This window comes from Flavobacterium sp. LS1P28, assembly GCF_003970335.1.
GTDB lineage: Bacteria > Bacteroidota > Bacteroidia > Flavobacteriales > Flavobacteriaceae > Flavobacterium.
In genome coordinates, this window is record NZ_RYDI01000026.1 from 14080 (window position 1) to 35950 (window position 21871).

Below are 21871 nucleotides of genomic sequence, written 5' to 3' on the forward strand. Positions count from 1 at the left end.
ACTATTTAGAAATTGGCTCAACAACTAGAATAACGAACGAATTAGGTACTATTCCTGCTCGTAGTTTTGTGTTTTCTACTGTTAGCTCTGGTTTTACATCAAAATCTGCCGTAGGCAAATACAGTTGATTTGTAGTTTTGTTTAGTGCAATAGTTCTGGCCCCTTTTTGAGTCTTTACAGTTTCAATAACTGAAAAAGTATTTGCGTTACGCTCTTTTATAACGGTAATCGTTCCCTCGCCATTGGATGTAAAAATAAGATTCTTTTTGGCATCAAAAGCAACGCCATCGCAACCATCACCAATTGGTAAAGTCTTTATTATTTTTCCATTTGTAGCATTAACAACAATCATCAAATTATTACCGCAAACAGAAAATAATCGGTTCGTAACTAAATCTATTGCCAATCCTGATGGTTCATCTCCGGGAGCAATACTCCAGGTATTTGTAACTTTTAATGTCGAAGCGTTTATCGTTTTTATTTCGTTTTTATCTTCAATATTCACATAAATTAACCCTTTAGTATTGCTTACTGAAAACTCTGGTTTTCCGCCCAATGGAATTGTTTTCACTACTTTATTTGTATTGGCATCAATAACTGTAGCATCATTACTTTCTGCATTGTAAACAAACACTTTTCGAGAAAATTGATCGTATAAAATGGCATCTGGTTTAATTCCTGTAATTTTTACTTTTTCAAGTAATTCAAATGTTTTCAAATGGACTACTGTAATAGAATTGTCTTTTCCGTTACTGATAAATGCTTTGTTTAAATCATTTGCAACTGCAATGCCGTGAACTCCTTTTGTATCTCGAATAGTTGCTATAGTTTTATCTGATTTTAAATCAATCACATTGACCATATTTCCGTGTGAAACAAATAAATGTTGGGCCACATCATCAACAGCGAGATAATCCCATCCATCATTGCCAGAAGTGCTGATCTTTTTGGATAATTTATAGGTTTGGCTGTAACTATTAGAAATAGAAGCAATAATGATAAATAATAGTAGTATTTTTTTCATTTGAAAGAACTTTTAAAGTTAATTTTATGAAACAAATTTCAGCTGTAATTCTATTTTAATTCTATGGAAACCACAACTCTTTACATAATTAAAAAGAGTTGGATGTAACACCCAACTCTTTATGGTATAAGTTTATTAAAAAAAGCAAAAATTACTCTTTTATCGGCATCCCATTTTCTTTAAAAGCGAGGCTTTTACTCTTCATCCCTTTTTTTAAATCCACTTCATAGATAGTGCCATGTTTCGAACTTTCTGTTTTGTCCGCTTCTGCAATTTTCCAATCGCTATATTTCGATTTTACAGCGGCTAAAACCGCTTTTGGTAAATTGATTGCTTTAATTTCTCCTTCCGTTTCCAGCCAGGTTCCATCTTCTGAAAAATTAGCAGAAATCCTACTTCCTTCTAATGTGAATTCTGCTTCCCATTCTTTTGGCCCTTCAACTCCCCAACTAACCTTTGTTGCAGTAGGAAATTTTTTAACGAAGGCTTTTTTTACTACATCCGGTGGAGTTCCCGCAAATGCACAACTGCATATAAAAACAATCGACATAATTAATAATTTTTTCATTTTTTTTGATTTAAAAGTTAATTTCAAATAATTTTACACTACAAATATTAAACACAATTCTATTTTAATTCTATGCTAATATTTTGTAAATCATAATGTTAATTTAAAATATCAATTAACTAAAACTACATCTGGTCAATTATTTGCAAAAAAACTTCCTGCCAATAATTAGGGTGATTGGACGTTTCTGTGTCTCCAAAACGGACTATAATAATATTCTTTTCAGGGTACACATACAGATATTGACCAAACAAACCAACAGCAAAATAACTGCCATATTTCAAAGGTCCTATTCCCCAATTATTATTGTAAAAGTGTTTGTTATTTCCGGACGGATCAGAATGTGTCGAATATTCAATCCATTTTTTGGATACAATTTGATTTCCAATCCAGTTTCCTCCATTCAGATAAAGTCTGCCTAATTTAGCAAAGTCAATCGCTCGTGCTTGTAAACAACAAAAAGATTTTTCAATTGCTTTATCATCTTTTCGATCTAAACTCCATGACGCCGGTGCTTCCATTCCCAATGGTTTCCAAATTTTATTTTCCAAATATTTAGAAATAGTGCCTCCGGTCACTTTCTCAATAATATATCCTAAAAGCAATGTATTCGCACTGCTATATCTAAATTTAGTGTTAGGTGGACATTCAAGATTTAAATTGAGCATTCTCTCTCTTAAATTATCACCCCAGTAAAACGCTGCATTATCAGATGCAGGATTTAATTCTCGATCCGTAAACCGTATTCCTGATGTATGTTGTAACAAATTTTTTATTGTGATTTTCTCCCAACCTACTTTATCTTTAAATTCAGGTAAATAATTAATAATATAATCGTTCTCGCTTTTTATTTTCCCTTCATCTATTGCTATTCCTATTAATGTAGAAACAAATGGTTTAGCCATGGAGAAAGAAGAAACAAATGAATTTGATGTATATCCATTATTGTATCTTTCGTAAACGATTGTATCATTTCGAATAATTAAAAATGTTAGCGTTTTATGCAAAGTTGCAAAACTATCCAAGCTTACATTTGTCGAATTAAAATCCCGATTGATTACTCCTATTTTTGTTCCTAACTGATATTCTTTGTTGGATTTATAGAAATTATAAACGGGACCTTCATTATTTACTACTCGTTGCGGAAAATGTTTATAATCACTTTGACTAGGAATCCCTCCATATCGCAAGGATCGCAATACGTCACAAGAACTTAACGTGCTAAGTAAAACAACAAGAAAAAAATATTTAAAAAGCTTTTTTGATTTCATTACGCTAACTCTTTTTTATTTTAATTCATTAATATTGTCTTTTGTCAAAATAAAACAATGTTTACCATTAGTAAATTTATAATAAAACACCAATCCGCTTACCTCCACAATTTCTTTTACGATAGATAATCCAAGGCCTAGTGATTCTTGGGAAGTAGAGTTCTTATGAAAGCGTTCAAATAACTGATTATCAATTGGGTTATTAACCCCCAAATTTGAGATTGTAATTTTATTTTTCTCTATAAAAATTTCAATATTTCCACTATTAATATTATGCCTAATTGCATTTTGTAATAAATTATTAACCAATACTAAACACAAATCAGCATTCATCAAAACACAAAAATCGTTTTCAATATTTTTTATTATCTCAATTTTATTGGCTTGAATATGCTCTTCAAAAAAGACTAAGGAGTTATCAACTGTATTTTCAAAAGATACTTTTTCTGTGGTATTAAATTGTCTGTTTTCAATTTTGGTAAGTAATAGAAATATTTTGTTCAATCGAATTATTTTAGAGCAAGCATAATCAATTGCTACTATTAATTTCATTTCATTCTCTTTCAAATTTTCAGATTGAATAAGTAAATCAATCTTAGATTTTATAACAGCTAATGGCGTTTGAATTTCATGTGAAGCATTTTCAGTGAATTTTTTTTGGCTATTAAAATCAACTATCATTTTTTGCATCATAACGTTTAAAGAAAGATTCAATTCATCAAATTCAGTTACCGATGTACTTGCTAAACGTGGAATTACATTATCACTAGCACGAAATTTCTTTAAATTGGATACTGTTTGATAAAAGGGTTTCCATACTGTTTTTGAAATCCAAAAATTTATAATTAAATAAGTCACAAAAAGCAAAATCAATAAAATAACTAACGAAGTAAAAATACCTCTAAACAATTCGTTATACTCCAATGTGCTTCTCCATATTTTAATGGAATAATTAGTATTTCCAACTTCAAAAACAGAAGAAAGCAATCTATTTTCTGCCAGTTCATTTTCTTTTTTATCATAAATTAAAGTGTCCGAAAAAATAGGTATAGAAATTTCTTTAGCATTTGTTTTCGCTATTTTTTTAATTGTAGCTTCACTGCTTTTAGTGATTATTCTCAAAGAAATCGTGTCATTTTCCTTTAAATAATTCTCAATTAGTTCCTTGCGATTTACCAAGAGTTCGTTATTACTTTGCCTAACCTCTCTAGTAATGATATGAAAACAAATGTATCCTGATAGGATTAATATCGGGATACTAAAAATCAAATAATACAAGCTTGTTTTAGCTAATAGTTTCATTCTTGAGTTTTAAAATTGTACCCTATGCCGTAAATTGTTGTCAAATAATCTTCACATTTTTTTTCTAATAATTTTTTACGCAAATTTTTCACGTGATTATATATAAAATCGAAGTTATCTAATCTATCCGAATTATCACCCCAAAGATGTTCTGCCAGCGCACTTTTACTCACTACTCTATTTTTATTAGATATGAAATAAAGCAATAAATCATATTCTTTTGACGTCAAAATTACATCTTGATTATGAACTAAAACGCGCCTTTCGTTAGGCAAAATTTTTATTTCGTTGATACTAATTTCTACATTTCCATCAAAACTTTTTCTTCTAATTAAAGCTTTAATTCGTGAATTAAGTTCCGACAAATGAAAGGGCTTTGGCAGATAATCATCTGCTCCAAGATCTAAACCATTTACTTTATCATCAAGAGAATTTTTTGCAGAAATTATTATAATGCCCGCTTTAGATTTTTTTAGTTTAATTTCTTTGAGTAAATCTAAACCAGTGCCGTTTGGCAAAGTAATATCTATCAAAATACAATCATAATCGTAAATCGCAATTTTCTGTTGCGCATGATGGAAATCAGGGGAAACCTCAACAATATTCCCTTCCATTTCAAGATATTGTTCAATGCTTTTTTGTAATTCTGGTTCGTCTTCTATTAGTAGTATTTTCATAGGTTATGTAAAAATAAAGCTAAAATCTATTCAAATTCTGTTTTTTAATTTTAAGTAAGAAATCTTCGATAAGATTCATTTCCTTCATCTTGTCTGTTAATTCATAAAGTTCTAAATCAGGAAATTGATTTCTAATAATTGCGATTTTTTCTTCTTGTCCACAATTCCCTGGGCAAGTATCTAATGCCTCGGCAATCTTCATTGCCAATGCTTTTCTGAACACTTCGTCCAATAGCAGGTGTTGAGCTTTTTCAAACCCTTTGTTGACTGCTTTAAATTGATTTAATATTTGAGCAGGGTCATCACTCTTATCTAGCATTTTTATTACTCCTTCAACTTGACCTTTTATACTGCTTAAACGGTCTTTAAGGTCTTTTGTTAAATCTTTTGGTAACATAATGATTCACTTAAATACAATACAACTCCCAAAATTAGAAGTTGTATTGTATGGTTAATAAATTAAATGGCTTTACCAATACCGGCTGCTGCTGCTAATTCTTCTTTACTCACGCCTTTATTTTGGCAACAAGCAAGATTGTCCATATAAGAAACTTAATGATGTACATAAGAATAAAAGAGTAAATACTGATTCATAAATTTTATTATTGATAATCATTTTATTGTTGTTAAATCGTTTTGAATTTGTCTCGTTCAGTAAAATTGCCTACTACCTCAGTTCGTCTAAAAACCTTCGTTTTTCCTTTATTTTATTAATAAATATATGTGATTTAAACTATAATTATTTTTCTTTTTAAACCATTTTCGCTTTCGTTCAACACAGCTTTCATTGTTCGTGACGGAAAATTTTATGATACTGTTTTTTGACCACAATGAAGCGTTTTTAGAAATTATACAAGAAGATTAGATTAGTTATAGTGTTAGATTGGTTGGTTAGAAAGTTAGCAAATTGTTTTGCTGACTTTTTTACTTTATAAAAAACAAAAAAAGATTTAAATTTGAACTGACGATTCTATTTTTAATAAACAAAGTAATTTATGAAACTATTTTTACCCAAAATAACACTTGTATTATCATTCTTAACTTTGTTTTCGTGTGTAAATAAAGTTAAAAAGATAGAGCCAAAACAATATAAATCAGGAGTAGTTATCTCATTTGATGATGCTTATGTTGATGAATGGTATAATGCCGATAAAGCATTACAAAAATACGATTGGAAAGCTACTTTTTGTGTTTGTAGGATAGATTCTATTGGGAAACCTCAAATAGAAAAATTGCTTGAATTACAAAAAGAAGGTCACGAAATTGCAGGTCACGGTTATCATCATTACAATGCGGTAAAGTTTGTTGCTCAAAATGGAATAGACCGATATATAAAGCAAGAAATAGACCCAATGATGGTTTCAATGAAGCAAAAAGGTTTTAATGTTTCGTCGTTTGCTTATCCCTACGGAGAACGATCGGATCAACTTGATAAAGCATTATCACCTAAATTTAAAGTAATAAGAGGTAGGGATTTTTGTGCTGTAGCTCCTGAAAAAGAAGGGTCTTATTTTAGAGATTCTAAATTTATGTATGCTTTCGATATTGACAATAATCACATCCATTTTAGCATTCCTTATGTTTTAGAATTATTAGATTATGCCAAGAAAAATAATAAAATACTAATTTTATGTAGCCATAAACCAGTTAAAAATTTGACTGCAAATTATCAAACTAAAATTGAAACATTAGAATTCATTTGTAAATATATGAAGCTTAATGATATGGCATTTTACCGATTGTCTGACTTGGATAATTTAGAAATTATCAATTAATAAAAATATTATGAACATACTAATAGTAGAAGACAGTAATGAACTAGCCATCGAGTTAAAAGAATTTCTTTCTAATTCGGGTTATGTTTGCAATTTTGCAAACACTTGCGAAGATGCTCTTGATGAAGTCAATAGTAATGATTACTACATTATGCTACTTGATTTGGGTTTGCCCGACGGAAGCGGTTTAGATGTTTTAAAATCAGTTAGAAAAAACCAATCCAAAATGGCAGTAATTGTAGTTACTGCTCGTGGCGAACTCGATGTTAAAATAAACGGAATTCCTATAGATAATTCAACATCAGAATTTAAAGATTTATATACCGCTCTGAACCAAATGATTATAAGAATTAAGGAATTGTTCCTAAAAGAAAAACAATTTATTGGCAATGTTTCACACGAATTATTAACACCTATTGCGGTTATAAAAAACCGATTTGAAAACATAATTCAAAATCAATCGTTGAATGATACCGCTGTTGATAAAATTTCGGATTCCTTGAATACTTTAGATTCAATGAAAAAAGTAATTAGCAATTTACTTTTAATTTCAAGGATAGATAATAAGCAATATCAAATTAATGAAATGCTAAATTTTAATACAATTATTGCGAAATTAACAGGAAATCTTGAAGATAGAATACAAGAAAAAAATTTAGTAATCACAAAGAATATTAGACATCAAGTTTATTTTACAGGAAACCAAACACTTATTAAAATCTTATTTAGCAATTTGTTTACCAATGCCATAAAATACAATAATCGTTATGGGAATATTTTAATAAATGATGAGTTTATAGCAGGAAAATATGCTTTAACAATTACTGACACAGGATTAGGAATGAATAACGAGCAGGCTTCTCAAATTTTTAATAGATTTACTCGCATTCATTTTTACCAATAAGAACAAGGCATTGGACTTGCTATTGTGGAAAGTATTGCCAAGTTGCATCACATAAAAATTCAAGTAACATCGACTATAAACTAAGGAACAACGTTTACGTTAATCTTCCCGATTTCTTAAAAAATTAATAAAAAGTTAAAGTTTTATCATTTGTTAAATCTTCATTTTCTCTTCATTTAGCGGTTATACATTTGACCTATAATTATAACATTTATAACAATAATAACAATTTAAAATTTTAGAAATTATGAAAAAAGTAATGATGTTAACATTGATGGTTCTAGGAACTACAGCTATGGTAAACGCTCAAACTGCTCCTGCAAAAACTGCTCCTGCAAAAGAAGTAAAAATGGGTAAACACAAAAAAGAAAAAAAAGGAGTTATAAAACCAGAAACAAAAAAAGTAGAAAATAAAAAGATAGAACCATCAAAAAAATAGTAATTACTAGACAATGGTTTTAGTAAATTATCAGAGGTTGATGATTGATGATGATGAAAGCTGTTCAAACTAAAAATTGAATGGCTTTTATTTTTAAATTTGATAAAAGTTTTAAATTAGGCTTGATACAAAAATTATGAGCAATAACAAACAAATATTTCAAACAATAACCAAAGCAAGATGGAGAACTTTCCAATGGTCAACTCGAATCTTGATTTTTGGAATAATGCTATTAATTCCTATTTTTATTATTACTCTTAATAGAGGATTAAAACCAACATTACCCTTATTGACGAACGTATATAACAATGTTACAGTGCTTTCAAATCCAACTACTCCAGTTGCATTAGACAAGCAAGAATTAAAAAAATACAAAGGTTTTGATGCTTTTATAAAAATGAAAGAAAAAAATGAAAACCTAAAAAATAGTTCAGAAATAAATCATAAAGACCAAGTTAGAGCCGCTTTTTACGTCGATTGGGATCCTCAAAGTTTGTTTTCATTACAAAAAAACATCAAAAAACTCAATATGGTGGTGCCAGAATGGTTTTTTATTGACCCAAAAACCGATTTGTTGCGCACCGAAATTGATACAGCTGCTCTCAAAGTAATGCGTAGAAATAATATTCGGATTGTACCACTCATCAATAACATCAACGATGCCAAACCCGATGATGGTTTTGATGGCGATATGATTCATAGAATTATTAATAATCCAACAAAAAAAGCCCGATTAATAAATGATATTGCAACAACTTTAAAAAAAAATAAGTTTCAAGGAATCAACATCGATTTTGAAGAATTTAAAGAAAATGGTGATGAACCTATTATAGCTTTCCAAAAAGAATTATACAAAAAGTTACATCCAATGGGTTTAATTGTATCACAAGATATTATGGCGAGCAACGAGGATTTTAATGTGAAAGAATTAGCCAAGTATAATGATTATATGTTCTTAATGGCTTATGATGAGCATTATACAGGTAGTGTTCCTGGTAATATTAGCGGGCAGAAATGGATTGAAAGTGTGCTTGATGAAACTGCTAAAGAAATTCCTGAAAGCAAAATAATTCTATGTTTTGCAGGTTATGGTTACGATTGGCAACAAGGAAAAGAGGGTAAAACGGTTACCTATCAAGAAGCCTTATCTAACGCAAAATTGTATAAAGCAAAAATAGATTTTGACAAAGATAGTTATAACAACAACTACGCTTATACTGACAGTAATGGCAACAAACATATTGTAAATTTTACCGATGCTGCTACCAATTTTAACACGATTCGCTTTGCTGACGAATACGGAACTGCAGGAACTGCCTTATGGCGTTTAGGAAGCGAAGATGATCGTTTATGGCGTTTCTATAATCGTAGTTTAACTGATGCTAGTTTGCAAAAGAAACCTTTTGATTATAAAACATTAGAAAATGTAAATTTTGGCTTCGCAACACCCGACTATATTGGCGATGGCGAAATTTTGAATGTGATAACTAATCCAGAACCTGGCAAAATAAACCTCGATATTGATAAAAATGGAAACATTATTTCGGAGCAAAAATACATTCAATTGCCCACAAAATATGTTATAAAAAAATATGGAAATGTAAAAAATCAAGTCATTCTTACTTTTGATGACGGACCAGATCCAACCTATACTCCTCAAATTTTAGATATATTAAAAAAAGAAAAAGTTCCTGCGACTTTCTTTGTGGTTGGTTTACAAGGAGAAAATAATATACCGCTACTGCAACGTATTTATAATGAAGGTCACGAAATAGGCAATCACACCTTTACACATCCAAATATTGCCACAGTAAGTTTAGAAAGAGCTTCTGCCGAAATGGAAAGCACTCGATTATTAATAGAAGCGGTTACTGGACGAAGCACCGTATTATTTAGAGCACCATACAATGCCGATTCTGAACCAACTGGCGAAGACGAACTAAAACCAATTGCGTTAAGCAAAGAACAAAATTATTACACCGTTGGCGAAAGCATCGATCCCAACGATTGGGAAAAAGGAGCAAAAGCCGATAGTATTTATGCCCGAACGGTAGCACAATATGAAGCCAATCCCGAAAAAGGGATTATACTTTTGCACGATGCAGGCGGAAATCGTCAAGCAACCGTAGAAGCTTTACCACGAATTATAAAATATTTTAAAAGCAAAGGAATACAGTTTACGACTGTTGCTCATTTGCTTGGCAAAACCAAAAACGACTTGATGCCTAAAGCCCACGAAAACTTTTTGAGTGTTGATAATTTCATCTTTGATTTTGGCTATTGGTTTGGTCATTTTATTGCCGCAACTTTTTGGGTGGCTATTATTTTAGGATTAGCTAGAATTCTCTGGATGTTTATAATGGCTTTTATTAAAAAATATAAAGACCACAAACATCCGCCAACTTATAATTTACAAAACACCAATCCATTTCCGAAAGTGAGTATAATTGTACCTGCTTATAACGAAGAAATTAATGCCGTAAAAACCATTGATAATTTGCTTTTGCAAGATTATCCTAATTTTGATATTGTTTTTATAGATGACGGTTCCAAAGATAAAACCTATCAAATGATATTGGAGACTTTTGGTCAGAATCCAAAAGTGAGTGTAAATACCAAACCTAATGGAGGCAAAGCATCTGCATTAAATTACGGAATCAATCTAACCCAAAATGAGTATGTTGTTTGCATCGATGCCGATACGCAACTAAAAACCGATGCGCTATCGCAATTGATGAAATGTTTTACTATTGAAACAAAAAATGATCAGGAAATTGGTGCTGTTGCTGGTAATGTAAAAGTGGGTAATGATAACAATATGCTTACCAAATGGCAAAGTATTGAATACACAACGGCACAAAATTTTGACCGTCGAGCATTCGATTTAATCAACGGAATTACCGTAGTGCCTGGTGCAATTGGAGCGTTCAAAAAAGAAGCAATTTCTAAAGCTGGTGGTTTTACAACAGATACTTTGGCAGAGGATTGTGATTTGACTATTCGTATTTTGCGAAATGGTTATAAAGTTGTAAATTGCGTAGAAGCTGTTGCTATTACCGAAGCTCCAGAAACTTTGAACGAATTTATGAAACAGCGTTTTCGTTGGAGTTATGGAGTTATGCAAGCCTTTTTTAAAAACAAAGATGCTTGTTTCAACCCAAAATATAAAGGTTTAGGAATGGTGGCTTTGCCTAATATTTTTATTTTTCAAATCATCTTACCCATTTTTGCACCATTAGCTGATTTGGTTTTAATTGTAAGTTTAATTTGGAATCATAATAATCCTGATAGTTTACATAAAATAGGTATTTATTACATCGTTTTTATGTTTGTAGATGTATTGGTTAGCATTGTAGCCTTTGTATTTGAGAAAGAAAAATTAAGCAAACTCTTTTGGCTTATACCGCAACGATTTGTGTACAGACAAATAATGTATGTGATTTTGTTCAAAGCAATCAAAAAAGCAATCAAAGGCGAAAGCCAAGGTTGGGGCGTTTTGAAACGAACTGGAAATGTAAAAACTATTCAATAAAATGAAAAAATCTGATAAAATAAAATGGTTTCAAGAACCAGAAGAAAAAGATTATCCAGCTGCACAATCGTATTTGAGCTTGATTTTTGATGAAGATAAAGCTATTGAATTGGTAACTCAATTAAAACAAGCATCAATAATAATGTACAAAGCCAAAGACTTGTTTAGAGCTAGTTCACTTTCATTATTAGGAATTAGCAATTCTCATATTGAAATTGATATTGAAAAAATTAAGAAAAATAAAAAAATTTCACCTTTATTATTAGTTAGAGACGCCTTTAATTACAAAGTAATTATTGCCGATGGTTACCATAGATTGTGTGCAGTTTATACATTCAACGAAGATGAAATAATTCCGTGTAAAATTGTTTAACCGATAAATACAATTATTTATGATACTATCAGAATTTGTAATGCGTTTAGCAGTGGCATTAATCGCAGGTTTATCAATTGGGTTTGAGAGACAATGGCAACACAAATCGGCAGGCTTGCGTACCAATACTCTAGTTGCTGTAGGTTCAGCATTGTTTGTGTTATTGTCAATCATAATAACTAAAAACGGTGGCGATGTAACTAGAATAATTGGTCAAGTAGTTACAGGAATTGGGTTTTTATGTGCAGGAATTATTTTTAAAGAAGGTCTTTCTGTTCACGGACTTACAACTGCATCAACAGTATGGTGTTGTTCGGCAATAGGCAGTTTGGCAGCAGCTGGATATTATTCAGAAACTGCTGTGGCTACTATTAGCATACTTGCCATTAATATTTTATTAAGACCTATTGATACTTGGCTTACTAGTCGAAAAGAAAAATGAAACAACTTCTTACAATTAGAATTTCTACTTTCCTAATATAGCACATAATGATTTTAGAATAGATGGTTCAAATCAGGTAATTTGTAATACATTTATCTTAGTCTGGAAATTTTTTCAAAAGAACATTTTAAATCTTATAACATGCTAACAAAAACAATTGAATCACTAAAATTTCTTTTATTGGAATATCGTTTTTATTTCTGCAGTATTGCATTGTTATTGGCTCTCTTGATTTATAGTTATAATAAAACTTTGTCTTCGGAAAAAGAGCTCCAATTGAATCAAACCACGTTCGAAAGAAGGCAAAAGGCATATGATGAAAAAGCAAAACAACAGCGAGAAAAACTCGAGCGTATGATAAAAGAGATCAAATCAGAAAAATAAAACTTATAATCGATTCCGTTCAACACAGATTTCATTGTTCATTCTGCGCACGCAACGAACCCTTACTGTTGTAGGGAGTTTTTATTCTTCTACTTTTTTTAATATCTCCTCATTCCATTTAAGAGCTATAATTTTTCCTGATATATTTCTAACGAAGTTAAAATCTGAATTATTTTCAATCATACAAAAATTATTAGTATTTATAAAATGAATTTTCCAAGTAAGGTTGCCCCTGTCATCATTAAAATTAAAGTAAACTCCATTATTTTTTTTGGTAATAAAGAAGTTTTTATCTCCGCTTGTATATTTCCCTAAATAAGATTTTAAATCTTCATCTTTAATATAGTACTCTTTTTTTATCTCAGGTGTATAAGCATTTTTCCATTCATAAGTTAGGGCTACACTTCTTATAATTTCATCAAATAGAGCTGTATTATATGTGTTTGTCATAACGACAACTCCATTACCTCCTTCAAAAGTGCCTATGTATTGGCTAACAAAACCTTCGTCTACACCACCATGCTCGAAATTTTTAACTCCATTTTTATTAATTATGAATACTCCTAAAGCTGATTTATCATCAATGTAAGGTGTAAGTCTTACTGTTGTCATATCTCTTGAAAGTACCTTTTGAGATTTCCCTTTTAAAGATAATTGAGTTTCAATCACATATTTCGCTAAATCTGTTGGATTTGTCCAAAGTCCAGCTGCTGCTTGTTCTGGATAAATATGGTAATTACCTTTTACGGCTTTTCCATCATTGTAATATCCAGTAGCTAATAAATTCAGTTTGGATGATACTGGAGGTTGAGTATAAGAACTGTTAGTCATTCCCATTGGCTTCAGTACATGTTCCCACATAAATTCATCATAAGGTTTTCCTGTTACATCCTGAATAATTAGTTGTGAAATGGTGGTTCCACCGCCAGAATATTCATATTTGATAGATGGCTCATACATTGAACGTATAGCTTCTGAATTAGCAGGCTTTTGACCATTTAATATTTGTTTGATGGTTGGTATCTCTTCTCCTTTTTTGTATCCATAAAACCCATGTACACTGATTCCACCAGTATGACTTAATAAATTGGCAATTGTGATTTTTTTACCTTTTGATAAGGAATCGTAGGGAAATTTCCATAATTTTAAGTAGGTATTTATATCCGCATTAAGATTCAATTTTCCATCTTGAACCAATTTTAATACTCCAACTGCATTTAGAGATTTACTATTTGAACCTGCTTGAAATAAAGTTTTAGTTGTTACAGGTTTTTGCTCTAAACTGTCAGCCCATCCATAACCTTTTGCCCACTCAATTTTATAGTCTTTAATAACTGCAATGCTAACACCATTGGCATGATAAAATTTCATTCTTTCCTCTAATGTCCACATTTGAGGATTATTTTCAATTTGTACCCAACCAGAAAGATTGTTTTCAACTTGTTTAATTTTTGACTGAATTTCTGTAGAATAATTTTTTGAAGATTGTCCATATAAGAAACTTACTGATGTACAGAAGAATAAAAGAGTAAATACTGATTTATAAATTATATTATTGATAATCATTTTATTGTTGTTAAATCGTTTTGAATTTGTCTCGTTCAGTAAAATTGCCTACTACGTTAGTTCGTCTAAAAACCTCCAAACGAATATAAGTTTAGCTAATCAGAAAGTAAATATATGGGATTTAATCTACAATTATTATTTTTTTAAACTGCCTCCATTTCCGTTCAACAAGGGTTTCATTGTTCGTGTTGCGCACGCAACTAACCCTTTGCTGTTGTACGCATGTTTTATTTTCCTTTCAATTCTATCACTTTTTCAAGAGCGCTATTCACTATTTTCATCAATCCAATTGTTGATTTTGAATACTCTAACTCTACATTGAGGCTATTGAAAAAATCCATTTCTTTTGAATATGGCTTTGTTTTAGTGAGTTTTAATAATGTTTTTGAAATATAGGATTTAACTTTTTCAAATTGTTTTTCATAAGAACCTAAATGCTTTGCAAAAGTTTCCCCGCGCTCCATGGTCATTACGTTTTTCATATAGCTTAAATCAGCACCATTTTTTGTTCCTCGTTGACAATTAAAAGCATTTCGAATTAACATTTCATAATTCATTGCTTGAGTGTATTCAGTGGCGAACATTTTAAGTTTTTTTTAGTTTCATTAATCTTGAAAATAAAATAGTATGTATATCAAATTCTAACTTATCCAATTCTTCTAATGGTTTATCGGTTTTTCTATCAATACCCTGACTTTTTAAATCGTCTATACGTTCACTTTTTAATTTCTCTACGTATTCGCCTGCTGCTTTTAAGTCAGCAATTGATAATTCTTTTAAATCACTCATAATTATTTTGTTTTTAATTTATATGCTTCGGTAAACTTGAGTACAACCTCCCTTTGCTACAAGTAGTTTGGAACTAAATTAAGGCCTGTTTTCGGATTTGCCAAATCTCACAAATACAAGCCCAACTTTCCATTAAGCCAATTGCCCAAATCCGTTGTAGTCACTGCTAGCGGCTGGCATTATGTCTATCCTTAAAGTTATTAATAAATTTGTCCGTTTTAATGTTTACTTCAAATGGTGTTCGTTTAATTGCAATTAAATCATCCAGAAGCAAAATCGTTCTAATAATGCAACGTCTGCATTCTTGTCTATGAGGTTCAGAGTGAACTCCTTTGTTTGATAATTCGTAAAGTTTGTTCCATTCTTCAAAAAGAGATGTTGTATTAGTTACAATTAAATCAATATTCGTTTCGCTTTTAAGTTCCCGTTTCGCAAACTCTAAAAGTCTATTTTTATATTTATCTTTTTTTAGAGAATGTCCGTCAATAATATCGTTTGTCGCAGGAAATAAACAATCTGTTACATATTCAAAAACTCTTCTGCAAGAAGTCATTGCTTGTGCATATTGTTCTCCTGTTTGAGCATGTGAAAAAGTGTTATTAATTGACCAAAGCTTATCTGTCAAATCAGGTGCAGTATCAGTTAATTTTGCTATTATTTCATCTGTTATTGTCGAAAATATTGATTCTGTTCCTTTTTTCCATTCCGTTGTCCTCCTCGCATTTTCATAATTATGCTTATCGTCCAATAAACTATATCTATAATTTGAAAATTCAGTGTCAATATTATCAAAGGGGATTTTTTTTATCCGTTCTTCAATATCTTTTACATACTCTTGACTTTCAATCTCATTGTTGTCAACTAGAATGTTTATATCCTTGTTTAAAATTCTAAATCTCGGACCAATGCATTCTCCATACAACCACCAGTGTAGCTCAACTGAATTGTCAATTTCATAAGCACCTAAATAACGTTCTTCGGTCAAAAGTACTTCGTTTAGTTTGATTGCGATTTCTTTTTGAATAGTTTCAAAACAGATAATAAACACGGTGTCCTCTACAAAGTATTTAACTTTATCGCTTATTATTCTTTTCCATGTATCGTCCTTTATTTGAAATAAGTAATTTAAAAAGTCGCTAGGGTTGTCAGCCTTAGTAATCATTTCATAAATTAAAAGGTCTCCAACAAGTATTTTCGAAGAAATAAATGGCTCGTTTAATTTTAGAAGTTTACGAAAAACAATGTCATAAAATAAACTGTCGTATCGTTCTTTAATGTCACTGCAATTAAAATGATAAGCTACTTTCATAAGTGGTTGTGTTTATGCTTGTCGTTAACTTGTATGTACCAGCAATAAAGTAGCTACAACACACCTAAATTCGAATGGTTTTGTGTCAAATTGTAACTTTATACTGTACATTATCAAACATACAAAACCATTTTCACAATACTTTACGGTTTCCCTCATTATCTTAAAAAAGATGAAATAAAAAAAGATACCTCACGGCATCTTTTCCTACAAAGTATTTTCAGTCTTCAAATCCCACAACTTAAAAACAGTCCTTTTTAAAACTACCTCCGGTTCCGTTCAACCGGAGTTTCATTGTTCGTGCTACGCACGCAACGAAGCTAGCTGTTGGCATTAGTTTTTTCCTGTTTTATTCCACCAAAACATCAAATAAATAAAAGGTGAATGAATTAATAAATTAAGTATATAATTCAAATATGGTCTATTCCATAACAAAGGAATCTTATAAGCAATCCAAGTGATTAAATATATGACTCCGATTAGTATAATTATTGCAGCAATAGCACCTAAAACATTCTTTAATTCTCTGTGAATAGAACCAGTAAAAGGCATAGTTATTAAGCCAATAATTAAAATAATAAAGAAATAATTAGATGTCAAAACCATCCAAAATAATGATCGGATGGGTTTTTTTATAGTTTATTTTCGTTTTTAATAACTGGCCTTTTAATTTCAGTTGTATCTGATTTTTTAAAAATATAGATTTGGTTTAAATCCAAATTCCGTAATCGGTCAGAATAGTGTGTTCTTTTAAAAATCCGATTTTCTAATACAGTCATTTCGGCCAGTTTTAGAGAGTCGGTTTTATATATTTTCTTTAGATTATCAATGGATTCTAATTTTTCTATTTTATTGTACAGATAATAGTCGTAAGAAAAGTTAAAATAGTAATCACATGTAGTTAGAACAAAAATAGAAATGATAAATATAGAAGTCCTTAAGCCAAAATGGATTGATTTATTTTCAAAAAAATTAAATACTCTGTCTAATATTTTATCCATTTACTCTAAAATTAATGCCAACGTTATGCCACTTTGAGATGGCTGGAAAATCGTAACCACTCAATTTTCGGTTTAACGAAAACTTGATGCGGAACGGGAATTCCACTAAATTCCAGCTAGCTCAAAGCGGTTAGCGGATGGTTTTTTTATAGTTCTAGTGTCATTTTAATAAAAGCGCTTGAATTTTTATCCATAATTACCATTCCTGCATCTTGAGGATTTTCGAGTTTATATCTTCCTTTGGCTGATCCATTTAGAGCGTAATCATAACCGTCAATTGTTATTACGCACCAATGTTTATATCTCAGTTCAATAATTACTTCTTCAGCATAAAATGGCCAGTCGCCATCAAATTCTGATTTTAATATTTTTTTATGTTTTATGTTTGGATTAACTTTCCGTTCGAAATCATCCATTATTGTTCTTTTATAGACTTTTTTTGGAGTTTCTTTATATCTAGTTGTGTTTTTTCGGTAATCTTTATTTCCATAATCTTTTTCATATAACATTCCAAAATCATAAAAAGATGTAACAGATATTTGTTTTGCTTTTTGTCCAATACAGTTAAAAATAATTTGCCTTGATAAAGCAGAAAGAAATTTTTCAAATATAATAATTACAATGCTATTTAATTTATAAAAAACTTCGTGTTCGGTTTCTCGACTAAATAATTTTGATAGAAGTTTTTCATCTTTCATTAAATGTTTATTTTCAAATTTATCCCATAGTTCTTTAGTATTTAATGGAACATCTTTATTTTCTGTAATTATATCAAAGTTATAATACCTTGATTTTTTTCCGAATTCTGATATTATGAAAAGTAATTCTTTTAAATCTGTGTCTTTTTTCAAAAAATCAACATCATTCGTATATTGTGGTCGATTGAAATCAATATAATATTTTTTAATAATCTCTTCCAATAAAGATTCTAAATCATGACCGAGACTCTTAATATATTTAAAAGTTGGATATTCATTATTAGTATTTTCGTAAGCTAAACAAATATATGATTTCATAAACCTTTCTAACCCTTGTGATAAAAGCTGAAATGGTAAAAAATAAAAACTATTGTTTAAACTGATATTTTGAAGTTCTCCTAAACCTAGAATAATTAATTTACTAGAAGTTTCAATTTCTTCTAATAAAGCAAAATATTTGTTTGTATCTTTTTGATTCATATGATTTTAACCACAATTTTGGTAAACTATTCGCTAACGTCAGTTCGTCTAAAAACCTCCAAACAAACTTTATTTTGTTACTAATGAAGTAAATTTATGTGATTTAAACTATAATTATTTCTCTTTTTACAACTACCTCCACTTCCGTTCAATACAGGTTTCATTGTTCGTGCTGCGCACGCAACGAAAACCTTGCTGTTGCCTGCTGGCTTTATTTCTGTCTTAGTAACCATTCAATTAATTCATTATTATCCACAATACTCCAAGAATGCGGATGTCTTCTATTGTCAGGTTTTCTATAACCTTTATTTTGTGTTGTTATTAATTCTGCACTTTGATTTCCAAGTCCTTTTAGTTCATTAATCATTGCGGAACATTCTGTCGCATTCATACTCGTAAAGTCCGCACCACGTTCTTTCAACCACCAATTTATGTCAGGTTCTGTGTAAATTCTCAAAGGCATTTTTATCAATTGTTTAATTGCTCTTTGGGTTGTGTCTGAAAATGAGTAAGGCGAAATAGTGTAATATTTGGTAAGGTTTGTTGTTGGACTTCCACCTGTTTCTTTTTCAATTCTGTCTACCATATAAACATTCTCTTGATTGGCCTCGTTGTCTTTTGAAAGTCGAATATCTCTTTTTGCGGAATTATAAAATCTTTCAAAGTCGAGTGGTGGGTCAATCGCAAAAACTGCTTTTGGTTTTAGTGATTCATTTTCAGCAAATTTAATTGCTGTACTTCCACCAATAGAAAAACCACCAACATAATAATCAAGATCAGTTAATTTATGTTTTTCCCTTACGTCTAGTATGATATTATTGAATGATTGCTGGCTTAAGTTATCAATACCAAATGACAAAACACCATCTTGAAAAGTTGGAATAATTGTCAAAAGTCCACTTTTAGCTGTAAGTTTTGGTAAGTCAGTTTGTTGTAAAACATTTTCTGCTGTTTCACCAAATCCTGGAATAATAAATATATAACCAATCCAAGGTAGTTTTGGTGGATAAATTATTGTGTAGCAATTTTTGCTAGAATCATTTTTGTAAAGAAATACTTTTTCTATTTTCTGTCCAAATGAATTTGTCAGAATGAAGAGTGTAAAAATGGTTAATTTCAGTCTTAGCATTTTAGTTGTTGTTTAAGCTTATCTGTTGTAGGCAGTGCTTTATTTTGATACTTTAGACTTCTTAATTTTCAAAGCTTTCTGTTTTATCCATTGAATTGAAATATCAACAGTTTCTGTAATATCGCCTGAAACAGTATTGTGTCCTAATTTAGAAAACAAAGCATATTCGAAAAGTTTGCCTTGAGCTTTCAATGTATTTAATTGCTCTATACACAACTTTACTGGAATCTGTATATCTTTCTCACCAAAAAGCCAAAGTCCCGGAATTGAAAGAGTATTCAGAGAAATTTTTGGATCAGTTGCTATAAACTGATACCTGTCTGGGTCATTTTTAGTATGTTCACGAGCATCTGATTCCGTATGATTTTCCCAAAAATTATTGTTGCCGTTAGTATAAAACTGAAATCGAAGTTGTTCTAGAGTTGTAATTGTAGGGCAACTAAATAAAACCATAAATTCTATTTGTGGATTTTTGCTTGCAGCAATTGGGATTATCCATCCTGCTTGACTGAAGCCAACTAATCCAATTGGTGTTTTTTTATCTTTCAAATAGGTTCGAAATGTGTTTACTGCTGAACTTGCATCGTGAGATAATAAATTAAGATTAGTAGTGTCAATATTATTAGTACCAACAGATGGCCCTGCATATACACCGCCCGATTCCCCAACTCCTCGTTTATCATATGTCAATACAGCAACACCTTCTTTGGCAAGACGTATTGCGAAGTCCATTTCTCTTTTTACAGGATCAGACCCGTGAACAATTACAACTGCTGCAATTGTTTTTTTAGGCGTTAAAATTGAGCCTGCAAGAGTGACGCCCTGACTTTCAAACTTTACATCTTGAATGGTAAAGTCAGCCGATTGAGAAATTACCATTTCTGGTAAAATTATTAATAGTAACCAAAGAAATAAGTTAGAAGAAAAGTTTATGTTCATTTTAGTTTAATATAAAAAAATGTGTTAAATTCTTGATTCTGCGGTAGCATTACCTACAACGTCAGTTCGCCTAAAAACCTCCGTTGTTGCTTATTTTTATTAATAAGTAGGTAAATATATTATTTCTAAACTGCAGTTATTTTTCTTTTAAAACTACCTCCATTTCCTTTCAACAGGGGTTCCATTTTTAGATTTTCATGATCAACAAATCTATAGTTGTTATACATAATATTATTCTTTTCCAATTAGATGTTTTTCTGAAAATTTTGTTAGAATTGTAGTAAATCCAAAGCCCATTGTTCCTCCAGTTGCTCTTGTCCAACCTCTCGCAAAAATATCTTCAATCCCATCATCATTAAAATCTGCTCTAAATTGCTCTATTAAGGATGTTTCAAAACCCCCAAATTCTAAACTTATTTTATAAATAAATGGTGAATTTATTTTTACAATGCCTTGCTTTACTAAATCACCAATAGATAAACCATTTTCTATGAATTCTGTTAATTCACCTTCAACATCCATAAGAATATTTGGTGATAAATAATCTAACATATCAATTTCTATCCAAGGATCATCTATAAAGGATACTTTCGGCATTTTTGCTTTTTCTAAGGTCTCAATTAATTCTTCGAAAAACGTAAATGTAGAAGATGATTTTATTGCATAAGTTGTAAGCGGATAATAGCCTTCTTTTGTTGCTTTTTTCCATTCGTTTAGAGTAGATACATTTATTTTTTCATTATTATCATTTACTAACTCCAATGAATCTTCATCATTGTGCATTAATAATTTATTGTCAAATAATTTAGAAAAATCTGTGTCAAGGTAAAAAGTATCATAAATCTCATCTATAAATTCTACACCAAATGGTAATTTAATTTCTTTAATATTCCAATTGTGTTTTTCTGCTTCAATTAAGATTTTTTTTAGATCCTTTGCATCAATAGCATTTGTAGAAAGTGCAGATTGTAATTTAGATAAAATTAATCCTTTGTTTTTATTTCTTTTTAATTTTTCTATTTCAATCTTGATTTTTGATTCTGATTTATAAGTAATTGAGAGATAAAATAATGTTGTAGTTTTTGAGAAAAGATTATCACTTTTTCTATGATTACATTTACTATGGGATGGAACTAGATTATATAATTCATTTAAATTAAAATTTACATCTAATTCAAAATCTTGTTTAATCTTTTTTGAGGTGTTCATTTATTTACTTATTATAATATCTTGATATAAAACCTTTTGAGTTTTCATCATTCTATTTAT

The 21871-nt window shown here is 30.3% G+C and carries 22 protein-coding genes; 7 read left to right on the forward strand and 15 right to left on the reverse strand.

Going from position 1 to position 21871, the window contains the following annotated elements; genetic code table 11:
* Position 1: 1 nt before the first annotated feature.
* The 6 genes from EKL97_RS14525 to EKL97_RS14550 form a co-directional block, all read right to left on the reverse strand.
* Positions 2 to 1024 (reverse strand): YncE family protein, encoded by a 1023-nt coding sequence (locus EKL97_RS14525; protein ID WP_126569184.1) that lies wholly within the window; start codon positions 1022 to 1024, stop codon positions 2 to 4.
* Positions 1025 to 1175: 151 nt separating this feature from the next.
* Positions 1176 to 1592 carry a PepSY-like domain-containing protein gene (locus EKL97_RS14530; protein ID WP_126562561.1) on the reverse strand — a complete coding sequence of 139 codons (417 nt, stop codon included), beginning with the start codon at positions 1590 to 1592 and terminating at the stop codon, positions 1176 to 1178.
* Positions 1593 to 1717: 125 nt separating this feature from the next.
* A complete protein-coding gene (locus EKL97_RS14535) occupies positions 1718 to 2863 on the reverse strand; it encodes a serine hydrolase domain-containing protein (protein WP_126569185.1) in 1146 nt (381 codons plus the stop codon).
* A 15-nt stretch (positions 2864 to 2878) separates the two neighbouring features.
* A complete protein-coding gene (locus EKL97_RS14540; protein ID WP_158614940.1) occupies positions 2879 to 3985 on the reverse strand; it encodes a sensor histidine kinase in 1107 nt (368 codons plus the stop codon).
* 176 nt (positions 3986 to 4161) lie between these two features.
* Positions 4162 to 4842: a response regulator transcription factor gene (locus tag EKL97_RS14545; RefSeq protein ID WP_126569187.1), complete on the reverse strand. Its 681-nt coding sequence runs from the start codon at positions 4840 to 4842 to the stop codon at positions 4162 to 4164.
* 19 nt (positions 4843 to 4861) lie between these two features.
* The gene (locus EKL97_RS14550; protein ID WP_126569188.1) at positions 4862 to 5239 is read right to left on the reverse strand and encodes a metal-sensing transcriptional repressor; all 378 of its coding nucleotides are present in this window, start codon (positions 5237 to 5239) and stop codon (positions 4862 to 4864) included.
* Positions 5240 to 5837: 598 nt separating this feature from the next.
* Between EKL97_RS14550 and EKL97_RS14555 the strand changes: the two genes are divergently transcribed.
* The 7 genes from EKL97_RS14555 (at position 5838) to EKL97_RS14585 (ending at position 12691) form a co-directional block, all read left to right on the forward strand.
* Positions 5838 to 6617, forward strand: a complete 780-nt coding sequence (locus EKL97_RS14555) for a polysaccharide deacetylase family protein (protein ID WP_126569189.1) — start codon at positions 5838 to 5840, stop codon at positions 6615 to 6617.
* 10 nt (positions 6618 to 6627) lie between these two features.
* Entirely contained in the window at positions 6628 to 7521 is an 894-nt protein-coding gene (locus EKL97_RS14560) for a hybrid sensor histidine kinase/response regulator (protein WP_126569190.1), read from the forward strand.
* Positions 7522 to 7768: 247 nt separating this feature from the next.
* Entirely contained in the window at positions 7769 to 7960 is a 192-nt protein-coding gene (locus EKL97_RS14565) for a hypothetical protein (protein ID WP_126562554.1), read from the forward strand.
* Between the two features lie 136 nt (positions 7961 to 8096).
* Entirely contained in the window at positions 8097 to 11492 is a 3396-nt protein-coding gene (locus EKL97_RS14570) for a polysaccharide deacetylase family protein (protein WP_126569191.1), read from the forward strand.
* A 1-nt stretch (position 11493) separates the two neighbouring features.
* A complete protein-coding gene (locus tag EKL97_RS14575; protein WP_126562552.1) occupies positions 11494 to 11865 on the forward strand; it encodes a hypothetical protein in 372 nt (123 codons plus the stop codon).
* 19 nt (positions 11866 to 11884) lie between these two features.
* Positions 11885 to 12307, forward strand: a complete 423-nt coding sequence (locus tag EKL97_RS14580) for an MgtC/SapB family protein (protein WP_126562551.1) — start codon at positions 11885 to 11887, stop codon at positions 12305 to 12307.
* 141 nt (positions 12308 to 12448) lie between these two features.
* A complete protein-coding gene (locus tag EKL97_RS14585; protein WP_126569192.1) occupies positions 12449 to 12691 on the forward strand; it encodes a hypothetical protein in 243 nt (80 codons plus the stop codon).
* Positions 12692 to 12772: 81 nt separating this feature from the next.
* On the opposite strand, the gene EKL97_RS14590 is transcribed toward EKL97_RS14585, so the two are convergent.
* The 9 genes from EKL97_RS14590 to EKL97_RS14630 all read right to left on the reverse strand — a co-directional run bounded on the left by EKL97_RS14590 (position 12773) and on the right by EKL97_RS14630 (position 21811).
* Positions 12773 to 14257: a serine hydrolase domain-containing protein gene (locus EKL97_RS14590; protein WP_126569193.1), complete on the reverse strand. Its 1485-nt coding sequence runs from the start codon at positions 14255 to 14257 to the stop codon at positions 12773 to 12775.
* 227 nt (positions 14258 to 14484) lie between these two features.
* Entirely contained in the window at positions 14485 to 14841 is a 357-nt protein-coding gene (locus tag EKL97_RS14595; protein ID WP_126569194.1) for a hypothetical protein, read from the reverse strand.
* A gap of 1 nt (position 14842) precedes the next feature.
* On the reverse strand, positions 14843 to 15046 hold the full coding sequence (locus tag EKL97_RS14600) for a hypothetical protein (RefSeq protein ID WP_126569195.1): 204 nt from the start codon (positions 15044 to 15046) through the stop codon (positions 14843 to 14845).
* Positions 15047 to 15212: 166 nt separating this feature from the next.
* On the reverse strand, positions 15213 to 16355 hold the full coding sequence (locus EKL97_RS14605) for a hypothetical protein (RefSeq protein ID WP_126569196.1): 1143 nt from the start codon (positions 16353 to 16355) through the stop codon (positions 15213 to 15215).
* A gap of 632 nt (positions 16356 to 16987) precedes the next feature.
* Positions 16988 to 17356: a hypothetical protein gene (locus EKL97_RS14610; RefSeq protein WP_126569197.1), complete on the reverse strand. Its 369-nt coding sequence runs from the start codon at positions 17354 to 17356 to the stop codon at positions 16988 to 16990.
* Between the two features lie 146 nt (positions 17357 to 17502).
* Positions 17503 to 18534: a hypothetical protein gene (locus tag EKL97_RS14615; protein ID WP_126569198.1), complete on the reverse strand. Its 1032-nt coding sequence runs from the start codon at positions 18532 to 18534 to the stop codon at positions 17503 to 17505.
* Between the two features lie 211 nt (positions 18535 to 18745).
* Entirely contained in the window at positions 18746 to 19663 is a 918-nt protein-coding gene (locus tag EKL97_RS14620) for an alpha/beta hydrolase (RefSeq protein WP_126569199.1), read from the reverse strand.
* A 39-nt stretch (positions 19664 to 19702) separates the two neighbouring features.
* Positions 19703 to 20602 carry an alpha/beta hydrolase family protein gene (locus EKL97_RS14625; RefSeq protein ID WP_126569200.1) on the reverse strand — a complete coding sequence of 300 codons (900 nt, stop codon included), beginning with the start codon at positions 20600 to 20602 and terminating at the stop codon, positions 19703 to 19705.
* A 231-nt stretch (positions 20603 to 20833) separates the two neighbouring features.
* On the reverse strand, positions 20834 to 21811 hold the full coding sequence (locus EKL97_RS14630; protein ID WP_126569201.1) for a hypothetical protein: 978 nt from the start codon (positions 21809 to 21811) through the stop codon (positions 20834 to 20836).
* Positions 21812 to 21871 lie beyond the last annotated feature (60 nt).